Origin of the sequence: Janthinobacterium kumbetense (genome assembly GCF_023703445.1) — a bacterium.
In the GTDB taxonomy this organism is placed as follows: Bacteria; Pseudomonadota; Gammaproteobacteria; order Burkholderiales; family Burkholderiaceae_D; genus Janthinobacterium; species Janthinobacterium kumbetense.
On record NZ_JAMQGR010000005.1, the window covers coordinates 316,362 to 339,963 of the forward strand.

20 protein-coding genes are annotated in these 23,602 nt (G+C 63.2%); 19 read left to right on the forward strand and 1 reads right to left on the reverse strand.

The features are described from left to right. Positions 1 to 13 precede the first annotated feature (13 nt). From NCG91_RS16930 to NCG91_RS16995, 14 genes are all read left to right on the forward strand, one after another. On the forward strand, positions 14 to 739 hold the full coding sequence (locus NCG91_RS16930; protein ID WP_251350500.1) for a hypothetical protein: 726 nt from the start codon (positions 14 to 16) through the stop codon (positions 737 to 739). Between the two features lie 138 nt (positions 740 to 877). Further along, entirely contained in the window at positions 878 to 1,078 is a 201-nt protein-coding gene (locus NCG91_RS16935; RefSeq protein WP_034752051.1) for a YdcH family protein, read from the forward strand. A 61-nt stretch (positions 1,079 to 1,139) separates the two neighbouring features. Then, positions 1,140 to 3,176 (forward strand): DNA repair helicase YoaA, encoded by a 2,037-nt coding sequence (yoaA, locus tag NCG91_RS16940; RefSeq protein WP_370385278.1) that lies wholly within the window; start codon positions 1,140 to 1,142, stop codon positions 3,174 to 3,176. A 283-nt stretch (positions 3,177 to 3,459) separates the two neighbouring features. After that, a complete protein-coding gene (locus NCG91_RS16945) occupies positions 3,460 to 4,065 on the forward strand; it encodes a toll/interleukin-1 receptor domain-containing protein (RefSeq protein ID WP_035820738.1) in 606 nt (201 codons plus the stop codon). A gap of 19 nt (positions 4,066 to 4,084) precedes the next feature. Next, the gene (locus NCG91_RS16950; protein ID WP_251350501.1) at positions 4,085 to 6,565 is read left to right on the forward strand and encodes a tetratricopeptide repeat protein; all 2,481 of its coding nucleotides are present in this window, start codon (positions 4,085 to 4,087) and stop codon (positions 6,563 to 6,565) included. Positions 6,566 to 6,659: 94 nt separating this feature from the next. Beyond that, positions 6,660 to 7,397 (forward strand): 5'/3'-nucleotidase SurE, encoded by a 738-nt coding sequence (gene surE / locus NCG91_RS16955; RefSeq protein ID WP_251350502.1) that lies wholly within the window; start codon positions 6,660 to 6,662, stop codon positions 7,395 to 7,397. A 22-nt stretch (positions 7,398 to 7,419) separates the two neighbouring features. Further along, positions 7,420 to 8,307 (forward strand): protein-L-isoaspartate(D-aspartate) O-methyltransferase, encoded by an 888-nt coding sequence (locus NCG91_RS16960; protein WP_251350503.1) that lies wholly within the window; start codon positions 7,420 to 7,422, stop codon positions 8,305 to 8,307. Positions 8,308 to 8,349: 42 nt separating this feature from the next. Beyond that, positions 8,350 to 9,267 carry a peptidoglycan DD-metalloendopeptidase family protein gene (locus NCG91_RS16965; protein ID WP_251350532.1) on the forward strand — a complete coding sequence of 306 codons (918 nt, stop codon included), beginning with the start codon at positions 8,350 to 8,352 and terminating at the stop codon, positions 9,265 to 9,267. 8 nt (positions 9,268 to 9,275) lie between these two features. Then, entirely contained in the window at positions 9,276 to 10,307 is a 1,032-nt protein-coding gene (gene rpoS, locus NCG91_RS16970; RefSeq protein WP_077407335.1) for an RNA polymerase sigma factor RpoS, read from the forward strand. A gap of 239 nt (positions 10,308 to 10,546) precedes the next feature. Then, on the forward strand, positions 10,547 to 11,887 hold the full coding sequence (rlmD, locus tag NCG91_RS16975) for a 23S rRNA (uracil(1939)-C(5))-methyltransferase RlmD (protein WP_099667081.1): 1,341 nt from the start codon (positions 10,547 to 10,549) through the stop codon (positions 11,885 to 11,887). Positions 11,888 to 12,335: 448 nt separating this feature from the next. Then, entirely contained in the window at positions 12,336 to 14,282 is a 1,947-nt protein-coding gene (locus NCG91_RS16980; protein WP_354004622.1) for a glycosyl hydrolase family 18 protein, read from the forward strand. Between the two features lie 78 nt (positions 14,283 to 14,360). Beyond that, the gene (locus NCG91_RS16985) at positions 14,361 to 15,416 is read left to right on the forward strand and encodes a cupin-like domain-containing protein (RefSeq protein WP_251350504.1); all 1,056 of its coding nucleotides are present in this window, start codon (positions 14,361 to 14,363) and stop codon (positions 15,414 to 15,416) included. A gap of 299 nt (positions 15,417 to 15,715) precedes the next feature. After that, a complete protein-coding gene (gene cfa / locus NCG91_RS16990; protein ID WP_099667083.1) occupies positions 15,716 to 16,861 on the forward strand; it encodes a cyclopropane fatty acyl phospholipid synthase in 1,146 nt (381 codons plus the stop codon). Positions 16,862 to 16,889: 28 nt separating this feature from the next. Next, complete coding sequence (locus tag NCG91_RS16995; RefSeq protein WP_251350505.1) at positions 16,890 to 17,735, forward strand: LysR family transcriptional regulator; 846 nt, start codon at positions 16,890 to 16,892, stop codon at positions 17,733 to 17,735. Between the two features lie 66 nt (positions 17,736 to 17,801). Here NCG91_RS16995 and NCG91_RS17000 read toward each other — a convergent pair whose 3' ends face one another. After that, entirely contained in the window at positions 17,802 to 18,488 is a 687-nt protein-coding gene (locus NCG91_RS17000) for a Bax inhibitor-1/YccA family protein (RefSeq protein WP_034752039.1), read from the reverse strand. Between the two features lie 221 nt (positions 18,489 to 18,709). Between NCG91_RS17000 and ndk the strand changes: the two genes are divergently transcribed. From ndk to ispG, 5 genes are all read left to right on the forward strand, one after another. Then, positions 18,710 to 19,126, forward strand: coding sequence for a nucleoside-diphosphate kinase (gene ndk / locus NCG91_RS17005; protein ID WP_034752036.1), 417 nt, complete (start codon positions 18,710 to 18,712; stop codon positions 19,124 to 19,126). Positions 19,127 to 19,251: 125 nt separating this feature from the next. Further along, entirely contained in the window at positions 19,252 to 20,427 is a 1,176-nt protein-coding gene (gene rlmN / locus NCG91_RS17010; RefSeq protein WP_034752035.1) for a dual-specificity RNA methyltransferase RlmN, read from the forward strand. Positions 20,428 to 20,438: 11 nt separating this feature from the next. Further along, positions 20,439 to 21,236 (forward strand): type IV pilus biogenesis/stability protein PilW, encoded by a 798-nt coding sequence (gene pilW / locus NCG91_RS17015; protein WP_251350506.1) that lies wholly within the window; start codon positions 20,439 to 20,441, stop codon positions 21,234 to 21,236. 67 nt (positions 21,237 to 21,303) lie between these two features. Next, a complete protein-coding gene (locus NCG91_RS17020; RefSeq protein ID WP_354004623.1) occupies positions 21,304 to 22,230 on the forward strand; it encodes a helix-turn-helix domain-containing protein in 927 nt (308 codons plus the stop codon). Between the two features lie 38 nt (positions 22,231 to 22,268). Continuing rightward, positions 22,269 to 23,567: a flavodoxin-dependent (E)-4-hydroxy-3-methylbut-2-enyl-diphosphate synthase gene (gene ispG / locus NCG91_RS17025; protein WP_251350508.1), complete on the forward strand. Its 1,299-nt coding sequence runs from the start codon at positions 22,269 to 22,271 to the stop codon at positions 23,565 to 23,567. Positions 23,568 to 23,602: the final 35 nt, after the last annotated feature.

A 23,602-nucleotide genomic window follows, 5' to 3' on the forward strand; every position in this document is an offset into this window, starting at 1 on the left:
GATAAGGAACATGATGGCAAATACACTATACAAGCTGGGTGCGGCGCTGGGCCTGGTCCTGGCGTTGTCCGCCTGCGCGCACCAGGGTGCCGCGGCGTTGGATGAGGTCGGCGCGCCGCAGGTGCCCGCCACCTTGTCGGTGGACGAGGCGGACGCCAAGCTGAAGCTGGTCGCCAGCGAGCGCGCGGCAGCGGAAAACGAGTTTGCCACGCGCGAACTGGAGTGCTACGACAAGTTTTTCGTGAATAACTGCCTGGACAAGGCCAAGGAAAAGCGCCGCCTGATCCTCGTGCGCCTGCGCGCCGTCGAAGCGGAAGCGAATTACTTCAAGCGCGCCGAGTCCGTGCGTCTGCGCGATATCGACCTGGCCCGGACGCAGGAAAGTGCGCGCCTGGACGCCGAACAGCGTGCCGCGGCCTTGCCCAAGCCCGTGAAAGTGGTCGCGCCCGAGCCGGCGCCGCCCAAGCCGGAAGGCAAGAGCGTGGCCGAGCGCGAGGCTGAGCACGCGGCGAAGGTGGCGAAACAGGCCGCCGCCGACGCTGCCGAGGCCCCGCGCCGCGCCGCCCGCGAAGCAGCCTATTCGAAAAAACAGGCTGACGCCGTGGCGCGCCAGAAACGGGTGGCGCAACGCCTGGCCGAGCGCCAGGCCGAGGCGCAGGCCAAGGCTGCCAAGGCGGCGGCCGCCGCTGCCAGCACGCCGGCCGTTGCTGTACCTGTGCCTGTGCCGCCGGCCAAATAACGCTGCCGCGCAGGGGGCAGGCCGGAAAGGGCGTGCCCTAAGCCGCGCGGCAGGTTAAACTACGCCCACTGGCTGCCTGCGTACGCTGCGCGCGCCGGTTTCCCAACACCGTTACCAACACTGCCTGGAACGCAACACATGAGCGATGCACAGCAAATAGAGCGGCGCCTGATTGAACTCAACGTGGAACACCGCGACCTCGATGCCGTCATCGAGTTGCTGATACTCGATGGCCACCATGACGAGCTGCAACTGCGCCGCCTGAAAAAACGCAAATTGCAATTGAAGGATCACATCACCTTGCTGAAAATGCAGTTGGTGCCCGACGTTCCCGCCTGAGGGGCGCCAGTAGCGTCCAGTCCAGCCTTCACCTAAGTATATTTTGACCGATCACAATTTATTGCCCGCAAGCCCAGATGGCCAGCCTGCCGATCTGCCAGCCAGTCTGCCCGCCGAGCTCCAGGCGCCGCCTGGCAAGCACGATGCCGACATCGAGCGCCTGTTTGGCGCCGGCGGCCCGCTCGGTCCGGCCGTGGGCAGCTACAAGCCGCGCCGCTCGCAAACGGAAATGGCGAAAGCCATCGCCAGCGCCATCGACAGCCAGACGACCCTGATCGCCGAGGCGGGCACGGGCACGGGCAAGACCTTCGCCTACCTGGTGCCGGCCCTGATGTGGGGCGGCAAGACCATTGTGTCCACCGGTACCAAAAACTTGCAGGATCAGCTATTCCTGCGCGATATCCCCACCGTGCGCGCCGCGCTGCAGGCGCCCGTGTCCGTCGCCTTGCTGAAGGGGCGCTCGAACTACGTCTGCCACTATCACCTGGAACGCACCCTGCAAAACGGGCGCATGACGTCGCGCGACGACGTGGGCCACCTGCGCGAAATTTCGCGCTTCATCAAGATGACCAGCTCGGGCGACAAGGCCGAGCTGACCAAGGTGCCGGAAAACGCCATGATCTGGAATCTGGTGACGTCCACGCGCGACACCTGCATGGGCGCCGAGTGCCAGTATTACCAGGATTGCTTCGTCATGAAGGCCCGCAAGGAAGCCCAGCAGGCCGACGTGGTGGTGGTCAACCATCACTTGTTCTTTGCCGACGTGGCCCTGAAGGATACGGGCGTGGCGGAATTGCTGCCCTCGGCCAACACCATCATCTTCGATGAGGCGCACCAGCTGCCCGATACCGCCACTTTATTTTTTGGCAATACGGTGTCGACGTCGCAAATCCTGGAACTGTGCCGCGACGTGCTGGCCGAGGGCCTCGCGCATGCGCGCGGCATCGACTGGGCCAAGACCGTCACGGTGGTGGAAAAGGCGGCGCGCGACCTGCGCCTGACCTTCCCGCAGGATATCGTGCGCCTGTCCTTGCCGCAGATCGCCCCGTCGAGCGACTTTTTCCCCGCGCTCGACACCCTCAAGGATGAGCTCGACGGCATGGTCGCCGTGCTGGAAACCCAGGCGGAACGGGCGGAAACGCTGGAGCAGTGCCGCGTGCGCGGCGTCGAACTGGCGCAGCAGCTGAGCGGCTGGAAGTTCGATCCGAAGGCCAAGGTTGCGGCCGGCGAAGAAGCCGTATTCTGGGTGGAAGCGTTTTCCAGCTCCTTGCAATTACATAAAACACCATTGTCGATCGCGCCCATCTTCAACAACCAGCGCGAAGGCACGCCGCGCAGCTGGATTTTCACGTCCGCCACCCTGGCCGTGAAAAACGACTTCAAGCATTTTTCTGAACAGATGGGCTTGACGGGCGAACCGTCGCATACGTGGCCGTCGCCGTTCGACTATGGCCAGCAAGGTTTGCTGTTCGTCCCGCAAAACCTGCCGCAACCGAACTCGCTGGGCTACACGGACGCCGTCATCGACTGCGCCTTGCCCATCATCGAGGCGGCGGGCGGGCGCACTTTCTTCCTGTGCACCACCTTGCGCGCCGTCAAGCGCGCGGCCGAGCGCCTGGCCGACGAATTCAAGCAGCGGGGCCTGAACTTCCCCCTGTTCGTGCAGGGAGAAAAGGGCCGTACGGAATTGCTGGACCAGTTCCGCGCGGCCGGCAATGGCGTGCTGATCGGCAGCCAGAGTTTCTGGGAAGGCGTCGACGTGCGCGGCGACGCGCTGTCCCTGGTGATCATCGACAAGCTGCCGTTCGCGCCGCCCGACGATCCCGTGCTGGCGGCGCGCATCGAAGTGATGGAAAAGCAGGGCAAGAACGGCTTCATGCACCATTCGCTGCCGGAAGCCATCATCAACCTGAAGCAGGGCGCGGGCCGCCTGATCCGTGACGAGGGCGACCGGGGCGTGCTGATGATCTGCGATCCGCGCCTCATTTCCAAGCCGTACGGCAAGCGTATCTGGCAAAGTCTGCCGCCGTTCAAGCGCACGCGCGACACCGCCGAAGTGGTGGAGTTCTTCCGCAACCTGCCCGCCAGGGGCGCCTAAGTCCTCGCTTAAGTCCTGCCTGCCGGCGCCATCCGCGCGCCGGCGTATTTCCCTTTGTTATCAATCACATGGCGTTTTTCGCGCGGCGCCCGCTTGCGCGCCCGGCATGCCAGAAATCGGCGCGATCGTGCCAGTTTCTGGCATTTTTCCTCATGTCCAGGACGCCAGACACATCTTTGCGCCAGCGCAAACAGGCTTGTTGCCGAGCGGTCTACAGTGAGCTCATGCCTTGCAGGGTCAAGGCGCGGCGATGGCAGGGCCGCACGGGGAACAGGGGGATGCCATGGAGATCCGCTACGGCTGTTTCTTGAGCTACGCGCACGGCCAATATGCGTTCATGAACAAGTTCAAGAATGACCTCATCGAGGCGTTGGCTTGCTATCTGGAACCGCACCTGGACCGCGAGGAAGTCCTGTTCATCGATAGCGAGCAACTGGGGGGCGGCGACGATATCGACTTGCGCGTGGCGCGCGCCATGTGCCAGAGCGTGTGCATGATCGTGCTGTACACGCCGAAATATGAAGCGCACGGCTACACGCGGCGCGAATTTGCCGCCATGCAACTGATCGAGCAGGAGCGGCGCGCCTGGTACGACTTGCCCAGCCACCTGATCATTCCCATCATCATGACGCGCCATCCGGACGGCTTGCCGCCGCAAATCACGGAATCGGGCCTGTACGTGGACTTTTCCGGCTATACCCTGGCCAGCGGCGACCTGAAATCGAATCCGCAATACCTGCCCGACATCGAACGCATCGTGCAGCGCATCGCCACGCATTACCACTTGCTCAAGCGGTCAACACCGCCCGGCCACGATTGCAGCCGTTTCGTGTTGCCCGCTATTCCGCCGGAATGGCGCGCCATTCCGCCTCCCCACTTTCCACGTTAATCACGTAAAAGGTCCTGTCATGGAATGCCAACGCCTCTCCCTGCCGCCTTTGAGCGCCCCTGGCGAAGTCGTCACCTTCTACTCCTACAAGGGCGGTACCGGCCGCACCATGGCCCTGTCGAACATTGCCGTGCTGCTGGCGCGCCGCGAAAACGCCAGCGTGCCCGTGCTGATGCTGGACTGGGACATGGAAGCGCCGGGCCTGCACCATTATTTCGAACAGCACGAGGAGCGACCGGGCGTGCTCGAGTTCTTCGAGGCGTGCCGCCAGCAGCTCGAACGCATCAGCCTGGAAACGGCGGGTGCGCGCGCCGGTGCGCAGGCCAGGGGGCGGGAAGATGGGGGGCGCGAGGACGCGGCGCTGGCCCAGCGCGTGCTCGACGCCATCGACTGGCAGCAGTACGTGGTGCGCGTCGATCAGGGCAGTCCGCTGTACCTGATGCGCGCGGGGCGCTTCGACGCCAGCTACAGCGAGCGCCTGGCGCAGATGCGCTGGGATCAGCTGTTCGACAGCTGCCCGGCCCTGTTCCGCTGCTTCGCCGATACCCTGGCCCAGCATTTCCGTTACGTGCTGGTCGATTCGCGCACGGGCCGCACGGACAGCGCGGGCATCTGCACCACCTTGCTGCCGAAAAAGCTGGTGGTGGTCTTCACGCCGAACCGGCAAAGCCTGGAAGGCGTCGACGCGCTTGTCACGCGGGCCATCGAATACCGCCGCAGCCATGAAGACGAACAGCGCCCGCTGCTCGTGTACCCCTTGCCCTCGCGCATAGAAATGGGCGACGGGGCGCAGCGCGCCGAGTGGCGCCGCGGCGATGTGCACAAGGGCATCGCCGGTTTCCAGCCCATGTTCGAGCGCCTGCTGCGCACTTCCTACGGCTTGCCGCAGATCGCCCTCGACAGTTATTTCGACGAAGTCCAGCTGCAGCAGACGAAAACCTTTGCCTACGGCGAGCAATTGGCCGTGCGCATCGATCAGGGCGGCGACCGCTTTTCCCTCACGCGCACCTTCGAAGCCTTTTTGCACTGGCTGACGGGCGGCTACTTCCCATGGCAATCGAGCCGTGAAATCGCCTTGCTGGGCGCCATCAGCGAAGCGCGCCAGGCCTTGCAGGCCGAACCGGGCCGCGCCGTGGCCCTGCCGCTGGCGCGCGACCTGGCGCGCCTGGGCGAGCTGTACCGCAAGGATGGGCGCAGCGGGCAGGCGCTTGATGCCTTCCGTCAAAGCGTCGAGATCCGCGTGCGCCTGCTGGGCGAGGAACATCCCGACAGCCTGGCGTGCAAGAGCGGCATGGCGCGCCTGTTGCGCCAGCTGGGCAAGCTCGAGGAAGCACGCTTCCTGGAAGAGGACGTGCTCGACGTGCGCGAACGGGTGCTGGGCAGCGAACATCCCGATACCCTGGCCGCCCGGGCCTGCCTGGCGAAAACCCTGTTGCTGCAGGGTGAACTGGCGGCGGCGCTGCTGCTGCAGGATGCGGTGCTGGCAAGCTACGCGCGCCAGCTGGGCGGCGAGCATCCGCTGACCCTGGAAGCGATGGATGGCCGCGCCGCCACCTTGCTGCGCATGGGCCGGCTGGCGCAGGCGCAGCAAGTGCTGGCCACGGTGGTGGCGGCGCGCGAGCGCCTGTTTGGCGCCGAGCATGGCGATACCTTGCGCAGCAAGCTGGCCCTGGCGCAGGCGCTGGGGCGCGAAGGCGACCTGGAAGGGGCGCGGCGCCTGTTCGCTGCCGTGCTGCAGGCGCAGGAGCGGCGCCTGGGCAGCGACCATGCGGCCACCCTGGCCACGCGCGATTTGCTGGCCGACATCGTCGCCGGGCAGGGCGACTGGGCCGGCGCGCGCCAGTTGCATGAAGACCAGGTGGCGGCGCGCGAGCGCACGCACGGGCTCGATCATCCGGAAACCCTGATGAGCCAGCGCAAGCTGGCCGAGGCGCTGCTGCGGCGCGGTGAACTCGATGCGGCGCGCAGCGTGCAGGAGCAGGTGCTGGAAGTGCATGCGCGCCTGCTGGGCGAAGACCACCTCGATACCTTGCACAGCAAGACGCAACTGGCCGGCACCTTGCAGCAGCAGGGCGACAGCGCGGCGGCGCGCCTGCTGGAAGACGCCGTCCTCAGCGGCAGTGACCGGCTCTTGAACGCACCCGTCACGGGACATGCGGACAGCGTGCTGGACGGCGCGCGGCATTTGCAGGAAACCATCCTGGCCGGCCGCGCCAACGGGCACGAAGGGGCCGAGCCGGAGACCCTGGCCAGCATGATTTCTATGCTGCAAGGCATGATCGAGCGCGAACAGTATGCGCAGGCGGGCGAACTGGCCGAACAGTTGAAGTCTTGCCTGCTGCGTCCGGGCGTGCCGGGCAAGCTGCGCAGGCGCGGCATGGCGCAGCTGAAAAGGATGTACAAATTGCAAGGCGATTTGAATGCCTTGCTGGCCTTGCAGGAGGATGAAGTGCAGGCGCTGGAAGGGGCGCTGTCCGAGGCGCGCATCGAGCAGCGCTGATGCGGCGCGCTATGTCCGCGCGGCGGCACAAATAATGCTGTCTATCGGCGTGCGGTACGCGCAGTGTTGGCATTGCTTCAGGTAAAATCTCGTTATGAGAATTCTTATCAGTAACGACGACGGCTACCTGGCGCCTGGCCTGGCGGCCCTGGCCGACGCGCTCGCCCCCATTGCCGACATCGTCGTGGTGGCGCCCGACAGCAACCGTTCGGGCGCTTCCAATTCGCTGTCCCTGGACCGGCCCTTGTCTGTGCACAAGGCCGCCAATGGCTTTTATTTTGTCAACGGCACGCCCACCGACTGCGTGCACGTGGCGCTGACGGGCATGCTGATCGAGCGCCCCGATTTGGTGGTCTCCGGCATCAACAACGGTCCCAACATGGGCGACGACACCCTGTATTCGGGCACCGTGGCCGCCGCCACGGAAGGCTATCTGTTCGGCATTCCCGCCATCGCCTTTTCCCAGTCGCAGTTTGGCTGGGCCAACCTGGACGCGGCCGCCCGCGTGGCGAGGGAAATCGTCGAGCGCCAGTTTGACGCCCTGCAGAAACCGTATCTGCTGAACGTGAATATCCCGGCGATTCCTTACGAGCAAATGCAAGGCGTGGTGGCCACGCGCCTGGGCAAGCGCCATTCGGCCGAACCCGTGATCCGCGCGCTCGACCCCCGCGGCCGTGAAATCTTCTGGATCGGCCCCGCCGGCGCCGCCAAGGAGGGGGGGCCGGGCACGGACTTCCATGCTGTTGAACATGGGCAAGTATCGATCACGCCGCTGCAGGTCGACCTGACCCATACCACCCAACTCGATGCACTGGCAAAAGGCCTGGCATGACCGCTCACGATGACCGATAACCATGACCGATAAGCCGCGCACCTTCCCCCTGTCCCTCGATTCGCTGGCCGGCAAGCCCGCCAGGCAGGGCGGGGGGCAGTCGCTGGCCCAGTCCAGGATCGCCACGCCGCAGACGGCCACGCAGAATGCGGCGCAGAGCGCGGCGCGCGGCGGGGCGCCGCACCATGGCGCTGTGCCTATCGCCCCGTCGCGGGCCCAGGCCATCGCCAATGAGCGGGCGCAGCCGGTGGCGGTGTCGCCGCCGCGGCAAAATCCGCTCGTTTCGGAGGCCGTGCGCCGTGCCATGGTGGCGCGCATCGCGAAACAGGGCGTCAAGGACCAGGTGGTGCTGGACGCCATGCAAGCCGTGCCGCGCCACATGTTCATGGACGAGGCGCTGGCGTCGCAGGCGTATATCGACGCCTCCCTGCCCATCGGCCACCACCAGACCATCTCGCAGCCGTACATCGTGGCGCGCATGATCGAAGTGATGCGCCAGGGCGGGGCGTTGCAGCGCGTGCTGGAAATCGGCACGGGCTGCGGTTACCAGGCGGCGGTGCTGTCGCTGGTGGCGAAAGAGGTGTATTCGATCGAGCGCATCCGGCCCCTGCACGAGCTGGCGAAGGCGAATTTGCGCCCGCTGCGCGTGTCGAATCTGCGCTTGCAGTACGGAGATGGTATGCTTGGCCTGCCGCAGGCGGCGCCCTTCGACGGGATCATCCTTGCCGCAGCCGGCCTGGAAGTCCCGCAAGCCCTGCTGGAACAGCTGGCGCCCGGCGGGCGTCTGGTTGCGCCGGTGGGGGCTAAATTGCAACACTTACAACTCATTACCCGGGTGGGGAAAATGGAATGGACTAGCCAAACCCTGGAAGATTGCCATTTCGTACCTTTGCGCCCGGGCACCATATGATCCCCGGATCAGCTAGCAAGCAGGACATATAAATACATGCGAATGATTAAGAAAAGTAACATACTTCTATGTAGCATCACTTTGGCCGCGCTGTTGAGCGGTTGCGGCACGACGGGCGTCCAGGCGCCCGTCGTCGAGCGCCACCCCTCGAGCAGCAGCGCCGCCGCCAGCGATCCGCGCGACCGCGACCCGGCCTATTACACGGTCAAGCGTGGCGACACCCTGTTGCGCATCGCCCTCGAGCACGGGCAGAATTACCGCGACCTGGTGGCCTGGAATGACTTGAGCAACCCGAACGACATCAAGGTCGACCAGGTGCTGCGCGTGTTGCCGCCGAATGGCGACACGGGCGGCGCGCAAACGTCGGCCATCGTCATGCCGCCAGCGACGGAAGTCAAGCCGGCCGCGCCTGTCGTACCGAAGAAAACGGGTCCGCGCGGCGAGAAGCGCGCGTATTCCGACGCCACCCTGGCCGAATTGCGCGCCGATGGCGGCACGGGCGACGCCAAGCCTGCGCCAGCCCCGGCGGCAACCGTCGCCGCCGCACCGGCCGCCGCCGCGGCAGCCCCTGCGGCATCGGCGCCTGGCGACGACAAGATCAGCTGGATGTGGCCGTCCGAAGGCAAGGTCATCGGCACTTTCGACGAAGGCAAGAACAAGGGCGTCGATATCGCCGGCAAGGCGGGCCAGCAAGTGGTGGCCGCCGGCGCGGGAAAAGTCATGTATGCCGGGAGCGGAATCCGTGGTTATGGTAATCTTGTCATCGTGAAGCACAGTAATAGTTTATTGTCGGCGTATGCGCATAACCGCAGCATCCTGGTGAAGGAAGGGCAGAACGTCAACAAAGGCCAGGCCATCGCCGAAATGGGCGATTCCGATGCCGACCGCGTGAAGCTGCACTTTGAAATTCGCCAGCAGGGCAAGCCTGTCGACCCTTCGAAATTCCTGCCTAACCGTTAGGTAAAGCAATGACACACGCGCCGCACGACCAGCTGGACGATGACCCGGAACTGCCGGAAGACGGGGCAGACGAAGTCGTGACGGACGATGCCGGCGAACTTGACGGCATCGACGCCGTCGACGCGGGCGAGGGCGGCGAGGTGGCCAGCGTCAGCGTGCTGGTCGAAAGTGTCGATGAATTGAAAAAAGTGCTGGCGGCCGAGTTGTCGACCGATACCACCCAGCACTATCTGAACCAGATCGGCACGCGGCCCCTGCTGACGGCGGCGCAAGAGGTGCATTACGCCACCCTCGCCAAGCAGGGCAATTTCGAAGCCCGGCAAACCATGATCGAGCACAACCTGCGCCTGGTCGTGTCGATCGCCAAGCATTACATCAACCGCGGCGTGGTCTTGCTCGACATGATAGAGGAAGGCAACATCGGCCTGATGCGGGCCATCGACAAGTTCGAGCCAGAGCGCGGTTTCCGTTTCTCTACCTACGCCACCTGGTGGATACGCCAGAGCATCGAGCGCGCCATCATGAACCAGGCGCGCACGGTGCGCCTGCCCGTGCACATGGTGCGCGAACTGAATCAAATTCTGCGCGGCAAGTACCACCTGGAAGCCCAGCACCACGATGGCAAGGATGCCACCGCGGAAGACATCGCCCACCTGGTGGGCCGTCCCGTGGAAGAGGTGCAGGATATCCTGGCCCTGTCCGAGCACGCCACGTCGCTCGACGCGCCGCTCGACAACGACCCGCAATCGTCGCTGATGGACATGTTGCCCGGCGCCAGCGAAGACAGCCCCGACGCGCGCGCGGAACACCATGAAATGACGGTGCTGGTGCGCGACTGGCTGACCAAGCTGCCCGACAAGCAGCGCGTGGTCATCATGCGCCGCTTCGGCCTCGACAACGACGACCCTGCCACCCTGGAAACCCTGGCCGAGGAAATGGGCGTGACGCGCGAGCGGGTGCGCCAGATCCAGCAGGAAGCCTTGATCAAGCTCAAACGGGCCATGGCCGCACGCGGCGTCGTGCGCGACTCCTTACTGTAGCAAGTCTGATAAAACGCCCATGGCGGCGTTGCATGGCCTCGCCGTACTGGCGTACTGTCTTCGGCCACGCGCCTTGCCCAGCGCATTTTCTCAGGCTTGCTGCCCGGTGAGGGCTTGAGCGGCTTTTGCCTGTCGCGATCTGCTATCATACGCCCCGCTCGCGGCGCCTGACCTTTCCCCCATTCTTTCAAGTTCCAGCGCGGCCCTGCGTCCTGGCCCACTCTTACCTATTGATCGCTATGCAAGAAAATATCATCGAAATCAAATCGCTCGACATGGACGCCCGTGGCGTTGGCCATATTGAGAACGAAGACGGCTCGCCGGGCAAGGTCGTGTTTGTCGAAGGCGCGTTGCCGGGCGAGCGCGTCAGCTTTGTGACGTTCAAGAAAAAGAAGAACTGGGAAATGGCCCGCATGACGGCACTGCACCGCGAATCGTCGATGCGCGTGACGCCCAAATGCAAGCATTTCGACAATTGCGGCGGCTGCTCGATGCAGCACCTGGAGCCGTCGGCGCAGGTGGCGATCAAGCAGCGCGTGCTGGAAGACAACTTGTGGCATATCGGCAAAGTGCGTCCGCAAAGCATCATGCGCCCCATGTATGGCCCGACGTGGGGTTACCGCTACCGCGCGCGCCTGTCCGTGCGCCACGTCAAGAAGAAAGACGCCGTGCTGGTGGGCTTCCATGAAAAGAAATCGGCGTTCGTGGCCGACATGGATAGCTGTGAAATCTTGCCGCCGCACATCTCCGCCATGCTGCTGCCGCTGCGTGGATTGATTGCTTCGCTGTCCATCTTCGACCAGATGCCGCAGATCGAGCTGGCCGTGGGCGAAGACGTCACCGCCATGGTCTTGCGCATCATGGCGCCCTTGACGGCGGATGACGAAACGAAATTGAAGGCCTTTGCCGACGAATACGGCGTGCAATGGTGGCTGCAGGTGAAAGGCCCGGAAACGGCCGTGCCGTTCTATCCGCTGGACAAGCAATTGCACTACCTGCTGCCGGAATTCGGCGTCAAGATGCCGTTCAAGCCCGTCGATTTTACCCAGGTGAACCACCACATCAACCGCGTGCTGGTGTCGAAAGCCTTGCGCCTGCTGGAAGTGCAGCCGACGGACCGCGTGGCCGACCTGTTCTGCGGCCTGGGCAATTTCACCTTGCCGCTGGCCACGCAAGGCAGCGAAGTGGTGGGCATCGAAGGCAGCACCACCCTGACGGAGCGGGCGCTGGAAAACGCGCTGGCCAATGGCCTGGCGGAAAAAACCTCGTTCTCCACGCGCAACCTGTTCGAAGTGACGACGGACGACCTGATCGCGCTGGGCAAGTTCGACCGCATCCTCGTCGACCCGCCGCGCGATGGCGCCATGGCCCTGTGCCAGGCGCTGGTCGGCCTGTCGCAAGTGCGTCCGGATCTGCTGCCGAAACGCATCGTGTATGTGTCGTGCAGCCCGTCCACCCTGGCGCGCGACGCCGGCATCCTGGCGCTGGAAGCCGGTTATGTGCTGAGCAAGGCGGGCGTGGTGAACATGTTCCCGCATACTTCGCACGTGGAATCGATGGCGGTGTTTGATTTGATCTGAGGGCACACCTGATAAAACGTCCATAGCTGCGTTGCCTTGCCTAGCCGTACTATTCGTACTGTCTTCGGCAAGGCGCCTTGCTCTGAACGTTTTTCAGGCGCACCGAGGCTATTCAGGGCGCTTGCACAAATTCTGCCTTTTCTCCTGACTCCACAGCAATACCACTTACAGCGTGTTATAAAACTGGTCTGTCTTTTCCTGATCCAGCGTCTTTTTTCATCCTTCCTCTGCCGTTTTTTTGCTTGTCCAGTAGGACAACGCGCCGTCCGTCTCCGCCGTGATGCTTTCTGCGTAAAGTGGTATTGCCCACTTTGAGGCCACTTCAAAACCACTTGACCGCCTATTTTTTCAGCAGCATGCTGTTCTTGCAACTGCAAAAAACAAAATCACAGGGTAGCTTTTTCATTGAAGCAGAGTGGTATTTCCGCAAACCTGAACAGGAGACAACGTGGAAAATTTAATACTCAAGAAAACGATCAGGAACATGATGGTATGTCTGGCCAGCGGTGGCGTGCTGGCGGCCTGCGGCGGCGGCGGTGACGCCGGCGCGCCGGCCGGTTCGCAATTGCTGGCGGCCAGCACGGTGGTCGCGTGCGTGCCGTGGCAAGAGGGCGGCACGTATAACGCGGGCACGGTGGTCACCTACCTGGGCGCCAACTACACGGCCCTGGTGACGCAGACCGATCACGTCGGCTCGGGTTGGAACCCCGTTTCCACGCCGAGCCTGTGGAGCGCCGGCGGCACGTGCGATGGCGGCACCACGCCAACTCCTACGCCGACACCGACCCCGACGCCCACGCCCACGCCGACACCGGCGCCTACGCCGAATCCGACGCCCACCCCGACGCCAACGCCAACCGGCGGCACGTGCGCGCTGGCGTGGGTGGCCGGCACGGCTTACAGCGCGGGCGCCACCGTCAGCTATGCGGGCACGAATTACCGCGCCAATTACTGGACGCAGGGCGACAACCCGTCGACCAGCAGCGGCGCCGCCGGCACGGGCAAGCCATGGACCAGCCTGGAGATCTGCAGCACCACGCCGACACCAACGCCTACCCCGACGCCGACGCCGACACCGACCCCGACGCCGACGCCGACGCCAACGCCAACGCCGACGCCGACGCCAACGGGCCGCGAAGTCGGTTCCTATTTCGCCCAATGGGGCGTGTATGGCCGCGACTATGAAGTGGCAAACGTGCATACCAGCGGCGTGGCCGACAAGTTGACCTTCATCAACTACGCTTTCGGCAATATCTATCCGAAAAACGGCGGCTATGAATGCGCCATGATCACCAAGACGGAGCCGGGCGCGACGAATCCGAATTCGCCGGATGCGGGCACGGGCGGCGATGCCGAGGCCGACTACATCCGCACGCCGAAGCGCACCGTCGATGGCCAGGCCATCCCGTGGGATGCACCGTTGTCGGGCAACTTCCTGCAGTTGAGAAAGCTCAAGGCGGCGCACCCGAACTTGAAACTGTTCATCTCGCTGGGCGGCTGGAGCTGGTCGAAGAACTTCTCCGTCGGTTCCGCCACGGATGCGCTGCGCAAGCAGATGGTGCGCTCGTGCATCGACATCTACATCAAGGGCAACCTGCCGGTGCAGGGCGGCCGTGGCGGCGTGGGCGCGGCGGCGAATATCTTTGACGGCATCGACATCGACTGGGAATATCCGGTCGGCGGCGGCCAGCCGTACAACACGGTCAGCCCCAACGACAAGCGCAATTTCACCTTGCTGATGGCGGAATTCCGCGCCCAGCTCGATGCGCTCGGCGCCGCCAACGGCAAGCGTTACCTGTTGACGGCCGCTGTCGGTGCCGGCAAGGACAAGATCGACAACACGGAACCGGCCCTGTACTCGCAGTACATGGATTGGATCAACCTGATGACCTACGACTTCCACGGCGGCTGGGAAAACAGTACCAACTTCAACGCCCAGCTGTTTGCCGACCCTGCCGATCCGTCGACAGGCATGGCGCGCGAATACGTGGGCGACAAGGCGGTGCAGTACATGATTGCCGCCGGCGTGCCGCGCGACAAGCTGCTGCTGGGCATACCGTTCTATGGCCGCGGCTGGACGGGCGTGGCGCCGGGACCGAATGGCGATGGCCTGTACCAGGCGGCCACGGGCACGGCGCCAGGCACCTACGAGTCGGGCATCGAGGACTATAAAATCCTCGTCGCCAAGGCCGGCACGCGCTACTACCATCCCGTGACCAAGCAGCTGTACCTGTACACGGGGGCGGGCGGCCAGTGGTGGAGCTATGACGATCCGACCGTCATCGGCACCAAGGTGAAATACGTCAAGGACCAGGGCTTGCGCGGCGCGTTCTCGTGGGAACTCGATGGCGACGCGAATGGCGTGCTGGCAACCGAGGTGTGGAAAGTGCGGTAATGTTGATGTAGCGTAAGACGCGGCCGGATAGCCATGCTGTCCGGCCGCTTATTCATATAAAAACACGGGAGGCGGGCGATGGCGGCGGTATCGACATTCGGAGTCAAGCAGAAGCAGCAACAGGAGCAGCAGCAGGAGCAGGAGCTGAGCCGCGAGTGGCGCAGCTGGATCGCGGAAAACCTCATGCTGGGCAGCCATCCGTCGGCGCTGATGCCGGTGCTGCAGCAGGCCGGCATCGCGGAGGCCCTGGCGCGCCGCGAAGTGGAGCTGGCGCTGCAGAGTCCCTACCTGGCCGGCGCCGTGCGCCTGTCGAACCGCCTGGCCAAGCGCGACTGGGTGATCGACATCCAGCGCAAGCTGAACCACCTGCGCACCCCCGAGATTCCCCGCCGCGACAAGCTGTCCGCGCAGGAATTCCTGGACGAATACTATTCCACCAACCAGCCCGTCATCATCACGGGCATGATGGATGACTGGCCCGCCATAGCGAAATGGAGTCCCGCGTATTTCCGCGAGTATTACGCGCAGCGCGAAGTGGAAGTGCAGTTCGGCCGCGAAGCGGATGCCCAATATGAAATGAACAGCGTGGCGCACAAGCGCAAGATGGCGTTCGGCGAGTACGCCAGCCTGGTCGAGAGCAGCGGTGCGACCAACGATTTCTACATGACGGCGAATAACAATTCGCAGAACCGCCAAGCCTTGCGCGAGCTGTGGGACGATATCGGCCAGCTTCCCGAATACCTGCGCCAGGATGGCGGCCCCACGGGATTTCTATGGTTTGGTCCGGCCGGCACGGTGACGCCATTCCACCACGACCTGACGAACAACTTCATGGCCCAGGTCAAGGGGCGCAAGCGCCTGCGCATCATGGCCGCCTGCGAGGTGGCGCGCGTGTACAACCAGCGCCACTGCTTTACGCCCGTCGACGGGCGCGATATCGACCTGCGGCGCTATCCGCTGATGGCCGACGTGCAGGTGCGCGAATGCGTGCTGGCGCCGGGCGAGATCCTGTTCCTGCCCGTCGGCTGCTGGCATTTCGTCGAAGCGCTCGACGTATCGATGACGGTGGCGTTTACCAATTTCAGATGGGATAACGATTTTTACAGCAAGTACCCATCGAATCACGACTTTTGATCGTGGCGCCGCATGGCGCGAACCTGCCGCGAACAGCCGCCTTACGGGCGGCTTTTTGCACGTTACGGGGCCATACTTGTATAAAATATTTCCATAAAATAATTGATTCAAATCATTTTGCAGCAATTATTTTGATATGAATGACCATGATGTTTCATTATCCAGATGGCGATGGCGGGCGGATAATTTTATGGCTGGCGCTGCGCCGGGCCGCTGATGGGGTTTGCCGGCGCGCGCCAGCACCGACAACCATCTGGAGGCGGCAGGGCATGAACACGCAGCACACGACACAAGCAGCAATGCAGTTGCAGCAAACACCGAAAATCACCGTGGACACGCGGCTGACGCGCGAAGCGGCCGAATTGCTGGCGAAGGCCGACATCCATTTGAATGGCCGCGCCGCCTGGGACATGCAGCTGCGCAAGCCGGGCGTGCCGGAGCGCGCCTTCGCCAGCGGCAACCTGGGCCTGGGCGAAGCGTACATGGACGGCGACTGGGATGCGCAGCAGCTCGATGAATTCTTTTGCCATTTGCTGCGCGCCAGGGTGGCCGATGATGTGCGCCCCATGCGCCTGGCCTTCCACGCCCTGTACGCGCGCCTGTTCAACTTGCAGACGGAGCGCCGCGCCTGGATGGTGGGCAAGGAGCACTATGACCTGGGCAATGCCTTCTATGCGGCCATGCTCGATCCGCGCATGACTTATACGTGCGGCTACTGGAAGGATGCGGGCAACCTGGCCGAGGCGCAGGAAGCGAAGCTCGATTTGATCTGCCGCAAGCTCGGGCTGGAACCCGGCATGCGCGTGCTCGACATCGGCTGCGGCTGGGGCAGTTTCATGCGCTATGCGGCGGAAAAATACCAGGTGCAGTGCGTGGGCGTGACGATCTCGAAAGAGCAGGCCGCGTATGCACGCGGCATGCCGGGCGGCGAGCGCCTGGACTTCCGCCTGCAGGATTACCGCGATACCGATGAAAAATTCGACCGCATCGTCAGCATCGGCATGTTCGAACACGTGGGCCACAAGAACCACCGCACCTTCATGGAAGTGGCGCACCGCTGCCTGGAAGACGATGGCCTGTTCCTGCTGCACACGATCGGCAAGAACAAGCGCCATTCCACGTGCGACCCGTGGATCGACAAATACATCTTCCCGAACGGCGACTTGCCGTCGCTGGGTCAGATCGGCGACGCCATGGACGATTTATTTGTGGCCGAAGACTTGCACAACTTCGGCGCCGACTATGACAAGACCCTGATGGCCTGGCATGCGAATTTCGAGCAGGCGTGGCCGCGCTTTGCTGCCCAGCTGGGCGAGCGCTTCCACCGCATGTGGTCATACTATCTGCTGTCCTGCGCGGGCGCCTTCCGCGCGCGCGATTTGCAGCTGTGGCAATGGGTCTTGTCGAAGCAGGGCGTGCTCGGTGGCTATGAGCGTGTCAGTTGAGATGCGCGGCAACTGATATGATGGATTGATGGATATCAATCAAGCGCGTACCTTCCTGGAAGTGGCTTCCTGCGGCAGCTTCATCATGGCCGCCGAACGCATGCACGTGACGCAGACGGCCGTCAGCGCCCGCATCCGTACCCTGGAGCAGCAGTTGGGGCGCCAATTGTTCGTGCGCAACAAGGCGGGCGCGCGCCTGACGCCGGCCGGCGAGCGCTTCATGCGCCACGCGGCCACCATGGTGCAGGTGTGGGAGCGGGCGCGCCACCAGGTGGCCTTGCCGCCGGGGCGCGACGACGCCGTCAGCATCGGCTGCGAGCTGAGCTTGTGGCAGCCGCTGCTCGGCGACTGGCTGATACGCATGAGCCGCGACTGCCCCGAGATCGCCTTGCGCGCGGAAGTCGACAGTCCCGCGCGCCTGCTCGACGCCGTGCACGACGGCTCGCTCGACTTGGCCGTGCTGTACAACCCGCCCCAGCGTCCGGGCCTGGCCAGCGAATTGCTGGCCGAGGAAAAGCTGGTGATGGTGACCACGCGCGATGACGGCCAGATGCAGGCCGATACGTATGTGTACGTGGACTGGGGCCCCAGTTTCGCCGCCAATCACCAGGCCGCGTATCCGGAGCTGAGCAGCCCGCCCATCTCGATCTCGCTGGGGCCGCTGGCGCTCGTCTACCTGCTGGACGTGGGCGGCGCCAGTTACTTCCGTATCGGCAGCGCGCAACCCTATCTCGATGCGGGCCTCCTGTTCCGCGTGCGCGACGCGCCCGAATTCTCGCATTCCGCCTACGCCGTGTATGCGGCACAGCGCGACAACCCGACCCTGGACCGCGCCCGCGCCTGCCTGCTGGAGGTGGCGGAAAGGGGTAAATAGATGCGACAGACGTAAAAAAGCCGACCCGAGGGTCGGCTTTTATTTTCATGCGTATAAGCGCAATGCTTAGTCGCGGCTGCCGCCTGCAAATCCTAACAACGACAACAGGCTGGTGAAGATGTTGTACACGTCCAGATAGATGCGCAGGGTGGCCGAGATGTAGTTGGTCTCGCCGCCGTTGATGATTTGCTGCACGTCATACAGGATGTAAGCCGAGAAGATGGCGATGGCGACCATGGAGATCACGATCGACAGTGCCGACAGGCCCAGGAAGATGTTCGCCACCGATGCCAGGATCAGCACGATCACGCCGGCGAACAGCCACTTGCCCATGGCCGAGAAGTCGCGCTTCGAGACCGTGGCGATGGTCGCCATCACGGCCAGGATGGTGGCCGTACCGCCGAATGCCGTCATGATCAGCATGCCGCCGTTCGAATAGCCCAGGGTGCGCGTCAGGATGGGCGTGAGCATCAGGCCCATGAAGAAGGTAAAGCCCAGCAGGACGGCGACGCCCAGGCCCGAGTTCTTGGTCTTTTCAATCGCGTACATGAAGCCGAATGCGACGGCCATGAAGATGATGAAACCCATGCCGCCGGTCAGCATCGGCAAATGCATCTGCACGCCGATGAAGGCGCCCAGCACGGTCGGGATCATGGACAGTGCCAGCAGCCAGTAAGTGTTTCGCAAGACCTGATGGCGGACTTGCTGCATGCCCCCCGACAGGTCAAAGGTGCGTTGCATGTTCTGATTCATAGTGCCTCCGTGTTGTCAATTCAAATTACTGCTTTGCCCAAGGATAGCATGAGGGCCGGAATTTGCCAAAAAAGCAGCTTAAGATTTCATTAAACGGGGGCAGGGCGGCAAGATGCCCCCTGCCTGTCTGGGTGATATGGGGTGGAGTATGGTAAAATCAAAGGTTGATTGAGTTATCAATTTACCGTTTTAAACCTTACTTTTTATTGGAGTTTTCACACATGGCAATCGAACGCACCCTGTCGATCATCAAACCAGACGCAGTTGCAAAAAACGTAATCGGTCAAATCTACTCCCGTTTTGAAAACGCTGGCCTGAAAATCGTTGCAGCACGCATGACCCAACTGTCGCGCGAACAAGCTGAAGGCTTCTACGCAGCGCACAAAGAACGCGGCTTCTTCAAGGATCTGGTCGACTTCATGGTTTCCGGTCCAGTCATGATCCAAGCCCTGGAAGGCGAAAACGCCGTTCTGGCCCACCGTGACCTGATGGGCGCGACCGATCCGAAGAAAGCAGAAAAAGGCACGATCCGCGCCGATTTCGCCGATTCGATCGACGCTAACGCCGTACACGGTTCCGACGCTGTCGAAGCTGCTAAAGTGGAAATCGCTTACTTCTTCCCAGAACTGAAGGCTTAATTGCCTTAGATAACGTTATTTCCTGGCGTTATCTGTGAAATAACTTATCACCCCCTGTTCCCGCTGCGCTGTGGAGTTTTCGCTCCGGATGCGCGCGGGGACGGATTTTTAGAATAGACATGATCATGAATACGACGACCCTCACCAACTTGCTGGACCTTGATCCCGCGCAACTCATCGCCTACTGCGCCGAGTTGGGAGAGAAACCGTTTCGTGCGAAACAATTGCAACGTTGGATACACCAGTTCGGCGCTTCCGATTTCGACGCCATGACGGACCTGGCCAAGTCGCTGCGCGACAAGCTGGCCACGCGTGCCGAAGTGCGCGCCCCGGCCATCATCAGCGACCATACGTCGACGGATGGCACGCGCAAGTGGCTGGTTGACGTAGGCAATGGCAATGCCGTGGAAACCGTGTTCATTCCGGAAGAAAACCGCGGCACCCTGTGCATCTCGACCCAGGCCGGCTGCGCCGTGAACTGCCGTTTCTGCTCGACGGGCAAGCAAGGCTTCAACCGCAACCTCAGCGTTGGCGAAATCATCGGCCAGCTGTGGATGGCCGAATTCGAATTGCGCCGCACCAAGGGCATCGAACCGGGCCCGAAAGGCGAGCGCCAGATCACCAACGTGGTGATGATGGGCATGGGCGAGCCCCTGCTGAACTTTGAGCCGACCGTCACGGCCTTGAAATTGATGCTCGACGACAACGCTTACGGCCTGTCGCGCCGCCGCGTGACCCTGTCGACGTCGGGCGTGGTGCCGATGATGGACAAGCTGTCGCAGGAAGTGCCGGTGGCCCTGGCCGTCTCGCTGCACGCCTCGAACGATGCCTTGCGCGACGGTTTGATTCCACTGAACAAGAAATACCCGCTGAAGGAATTGATGGCGGCCTGCAAGCGCTACCTGGAATTCGCCCCGCGCGATTTCATCACGTTCGAATACTGCATGCTGGACGGCGTCAACGACAGCGACGAGCACGCGCGCGAACTGCTGGCGCTGGTGCAAGACCGCGAGTTCGGCGTGAACTGCAAGTTCAACCTGATCCCGTTCAATCCCTTCCCCGAGTCGGGCCTGTTCCGCTCGAAAAACCCGCGCATCAAGGCCTTTGCCCAGGTGCTGATGGATGGCGGCATCATCACCACCGTGCGCAAGACGCGCGGCGACGATATCGATGCGGCCTGCGGCCAGCTGGCCGGCGAAGTCAAGGACCGCACGCGGGTGCAGGAGCGCATGGAAAAGATGACTGAGTATCAACAAAAATTTGGCGCCAATTTCGGCAAGATCGTGGAAATCCGCTCCTGATGAGGGAAGGCATGGCTTACCAACGCTCGCTCGCTGTGGCCGCTGTTTGCCTGGCCGTGCTGCTGGTCGGCTGTGCTTCCGCTCCCGTCGATGCGGGCGCCGCCTTGCGCCAGGAGGCGCTGGCGAGTACGCAGGAGCGTGCCGCGCTGCGCTTGCAGCTGGCCAGCGCGTATTATGCGCAAGGCCAGCTCGACGTGGCCCTGGCGGAAGCGGAACAAGCCGTGCAACTGGCGCCGGACGATGCGCAAGCCTATGGCGTGCGCGCCCTGATCCTCGCGGCCCAGCGGCAAACTGTGCCTGCTGAGAAAGATTTCCTTTACGCTTTGCGCCTTGCGCCCCACAATCCTGAGTTGAGCAATAATTACGGCCTGTTTTTGTGCCAGACGGGACGCGCCGCGCAATCGCTGGCGTATTTCGATGCGGCCTTGGCCGATGCGGCGTATGTGTCGCCGGAAAAAGCGCTCAACAATGGGGGGGCTTGCAGCCTGGCCCTGAACGATTACCCGCGTGCGGGCGCATATTTGATGCGCGCCGTGCGCATCGCACCGGACGTGGCAGTGACGAACGCCGGCCTGGTGCGCGTGTATTACCAACAGCAAGACTACCGGCAAGCGGCTTATTATTTGCAGCGGCTCGGCAGGATAGCAACAATGGAGAGCCAGACGGCCGATGTGCTGTGGCTCGGGATCAAGGTGCAGCATAAGCTCGGGGATGCGGGTGCGGAAGCTGGCCTGGGGGCGCATTTGCGCAACCACCATTCCAGCTCCCCCGAATATGCTGCTTATCAAAATGGGGCGTTTGATGAGTGAGACAGGGATACCAATGAATTCAGAGTGGGCAGAAACGCCTCAGCAGCAGCCCCAGGGCAATCTTGCGTTGGCAGGCGCACAGTTGAAGGCGCAGCGCGAAGCGCTGGGCTGGCCGGTGGAACAGGTGGCCGACCAGCTCAAGCTGGCGCCGCGCCAGGTGATCGCGCTGGAAGAGGGCGACATGGCGGCTTTGCCGAACGTGGCCGTGGTGCGCGGTTTCGTGCGCGCCTACGCCAAGGTGGTGCGCCTCGACGCGGCGCCGCTGGTGGCCATGATCGAAGTCCATCCGGCGCCGGCGCAAGATCCGGCCGCACCCGTGCGGCGCGAGATTTCCGCCACGTTTTCCGAATCGCGCTTCCCGTCGATGACGCAGCGTTCGTCGAACCAGACTCCCCTCTGGATCGCCGGCGCCGTGGCTGTCGTCGTGGCGGCCGCCTTTGGCGCCTATAAACTCGGCTATGTGCCGGCCAGCCTGCTGTCCGCGCATGTCGAGAAAGAAGCGGCGCATGCGGAAGTGGGCCCCGTGGAAACGACCCTGATCAAGCCGGGCCAGGATTTGACGCCCGTGCAGTCGCCGTCCGTGCCCCTGATTTCCGTGCCGCCGCCGCCAGGCAACGATACGCAGACGGGCGCACCGGCCTCCGCCATCGCTTCGGCGCCGGCCGCCGCCGTGCTGCCAGCAGCTGCGCCGGCAACGACGCCAGCCGTGACGCCAGCGGCCACGGCCGCCGTCACGCCGCCGGCGGCTGCCGTGGGCGCGAATGCGCTGGTGCTGAAGGTGGAGCAAGATTCCTGGGTGGAAATTCGCCGTCCCGGCACCTCGCCGCTGATTTCGCGCATGGTCAAGGCGGGCAGCACGGAAACGTTCGATATCACGGGTCCGGCCACCCTGGTGGTGGGCAAGCCTGGTGTCGTGCAGGCAACTTTGCGCGGCGCCAAGCTTGACTTGCCGACCGTTGCCGGCGGCACGATTTCCCGTGTCAGCATCAAATAATTGCAGTAATCGTTCACGCAAACTCAGAAGATAATATTATGGCTACCTCGAAAACAGCGATCGGCTCCGGTCCATCCGGCCGGCGCGACAGCCGCAAGGTGTTGATCGCGCACGGCCAGCGCCAGATCTGGGTGGGCGGCGACGCCCCCGTGGTGGTGCAGTCGATGACGAACACGGATACGGCCGACGCCATCGGCACGGCGATCCAGATCAAGGAACTGGCGCGTGCCGGTTCGGAACTGGTGCGCCTGACGGTGGACCGTCCGGAAGCGGCCGCGGCCGTGCCCTACATCCGCGAGCAGCTCGACAAGATGGATATCGACGTGCCGCTGGTGGGCGATTTTCACTATAACGGCCATACCCTGCTCAACGATTACCCCGATTGCGCGCGCGCGCTGTCGAAGTACCGCATCAATCCGGGCAACGTGGGCAAGGGCGCCAAGCGCGACACGCAATTCGCGCAAATGATCGAAGCGGCTTGCCGTTACGACAAGCCGGTGCGCATCGGCGTGAACTGGGGCAGCCTGGACCAGGCCTTGCTTGCGCGCATCATGGATGAAAACGCGGGCCGTGCCGAACCGTGGCCGGCGCAAGCCGTCATGTATGAGGCACTGGTGACGTCGGCCATTGAAAACGCCGTGCGCGCCGAAGAGCTGGGCCTGGCGCGCGACAAGATCATCCTGTCCTGTAAAGTGTCTGGCGTGCAGGACCTGATCGCCGTGTACCGCGAACTGGCGCAGCGCTGCGACTATCCGCTGCACCTGGGCTTGACGGAAGCGGGCATGGGCAGCAAGGGCATCGTCGCCTCGACGGCGGCCCTGGCCGTGCTGTTGCAAGAGGGCATCGGCGACACCATCCGCATTTCGCTCACCCCGGAACCGGGCGGCGACCGCACGCGTGAAGTCATCGTCGGCCAGGAAATCCTGCAAACCATGGGCTTGCGCAAGTTCGCGCCCATGGTGATCGCCTGTCCCGGTTGCGGTCGCACGACGTCGACCACCTTCCAGGAGCTGGCCGACAACATCCAGACGTATCTGCGCGAGCAGATGCCGGAGTGGAAAAAGTCGTATCCGGGCGTGGAAGCGATGAACGTGGCCGTCATGGGCTGCATCGTCAACGGTCCCGGCGAATCGAAGCATGCGAACATCGGCATCAGCCTGCCCGGCACGGGCGAGTCGCCGGCCGCGCCCGTGTTTGTCGACGGCGAAAAAGTCGTCACCCTGCGCGGCGAACGCATCGTCGAGGAATTCCAGGACATCGTCTTGAATTATGTAAAGAGTCACTATGGCGTAGCTGGGGTTTCGAGCGACATGTCGCTCGCCAGCGTAGCGGTATAGGCTTGCAAGCCTATACTCCTCAATAAGCCCAAAAT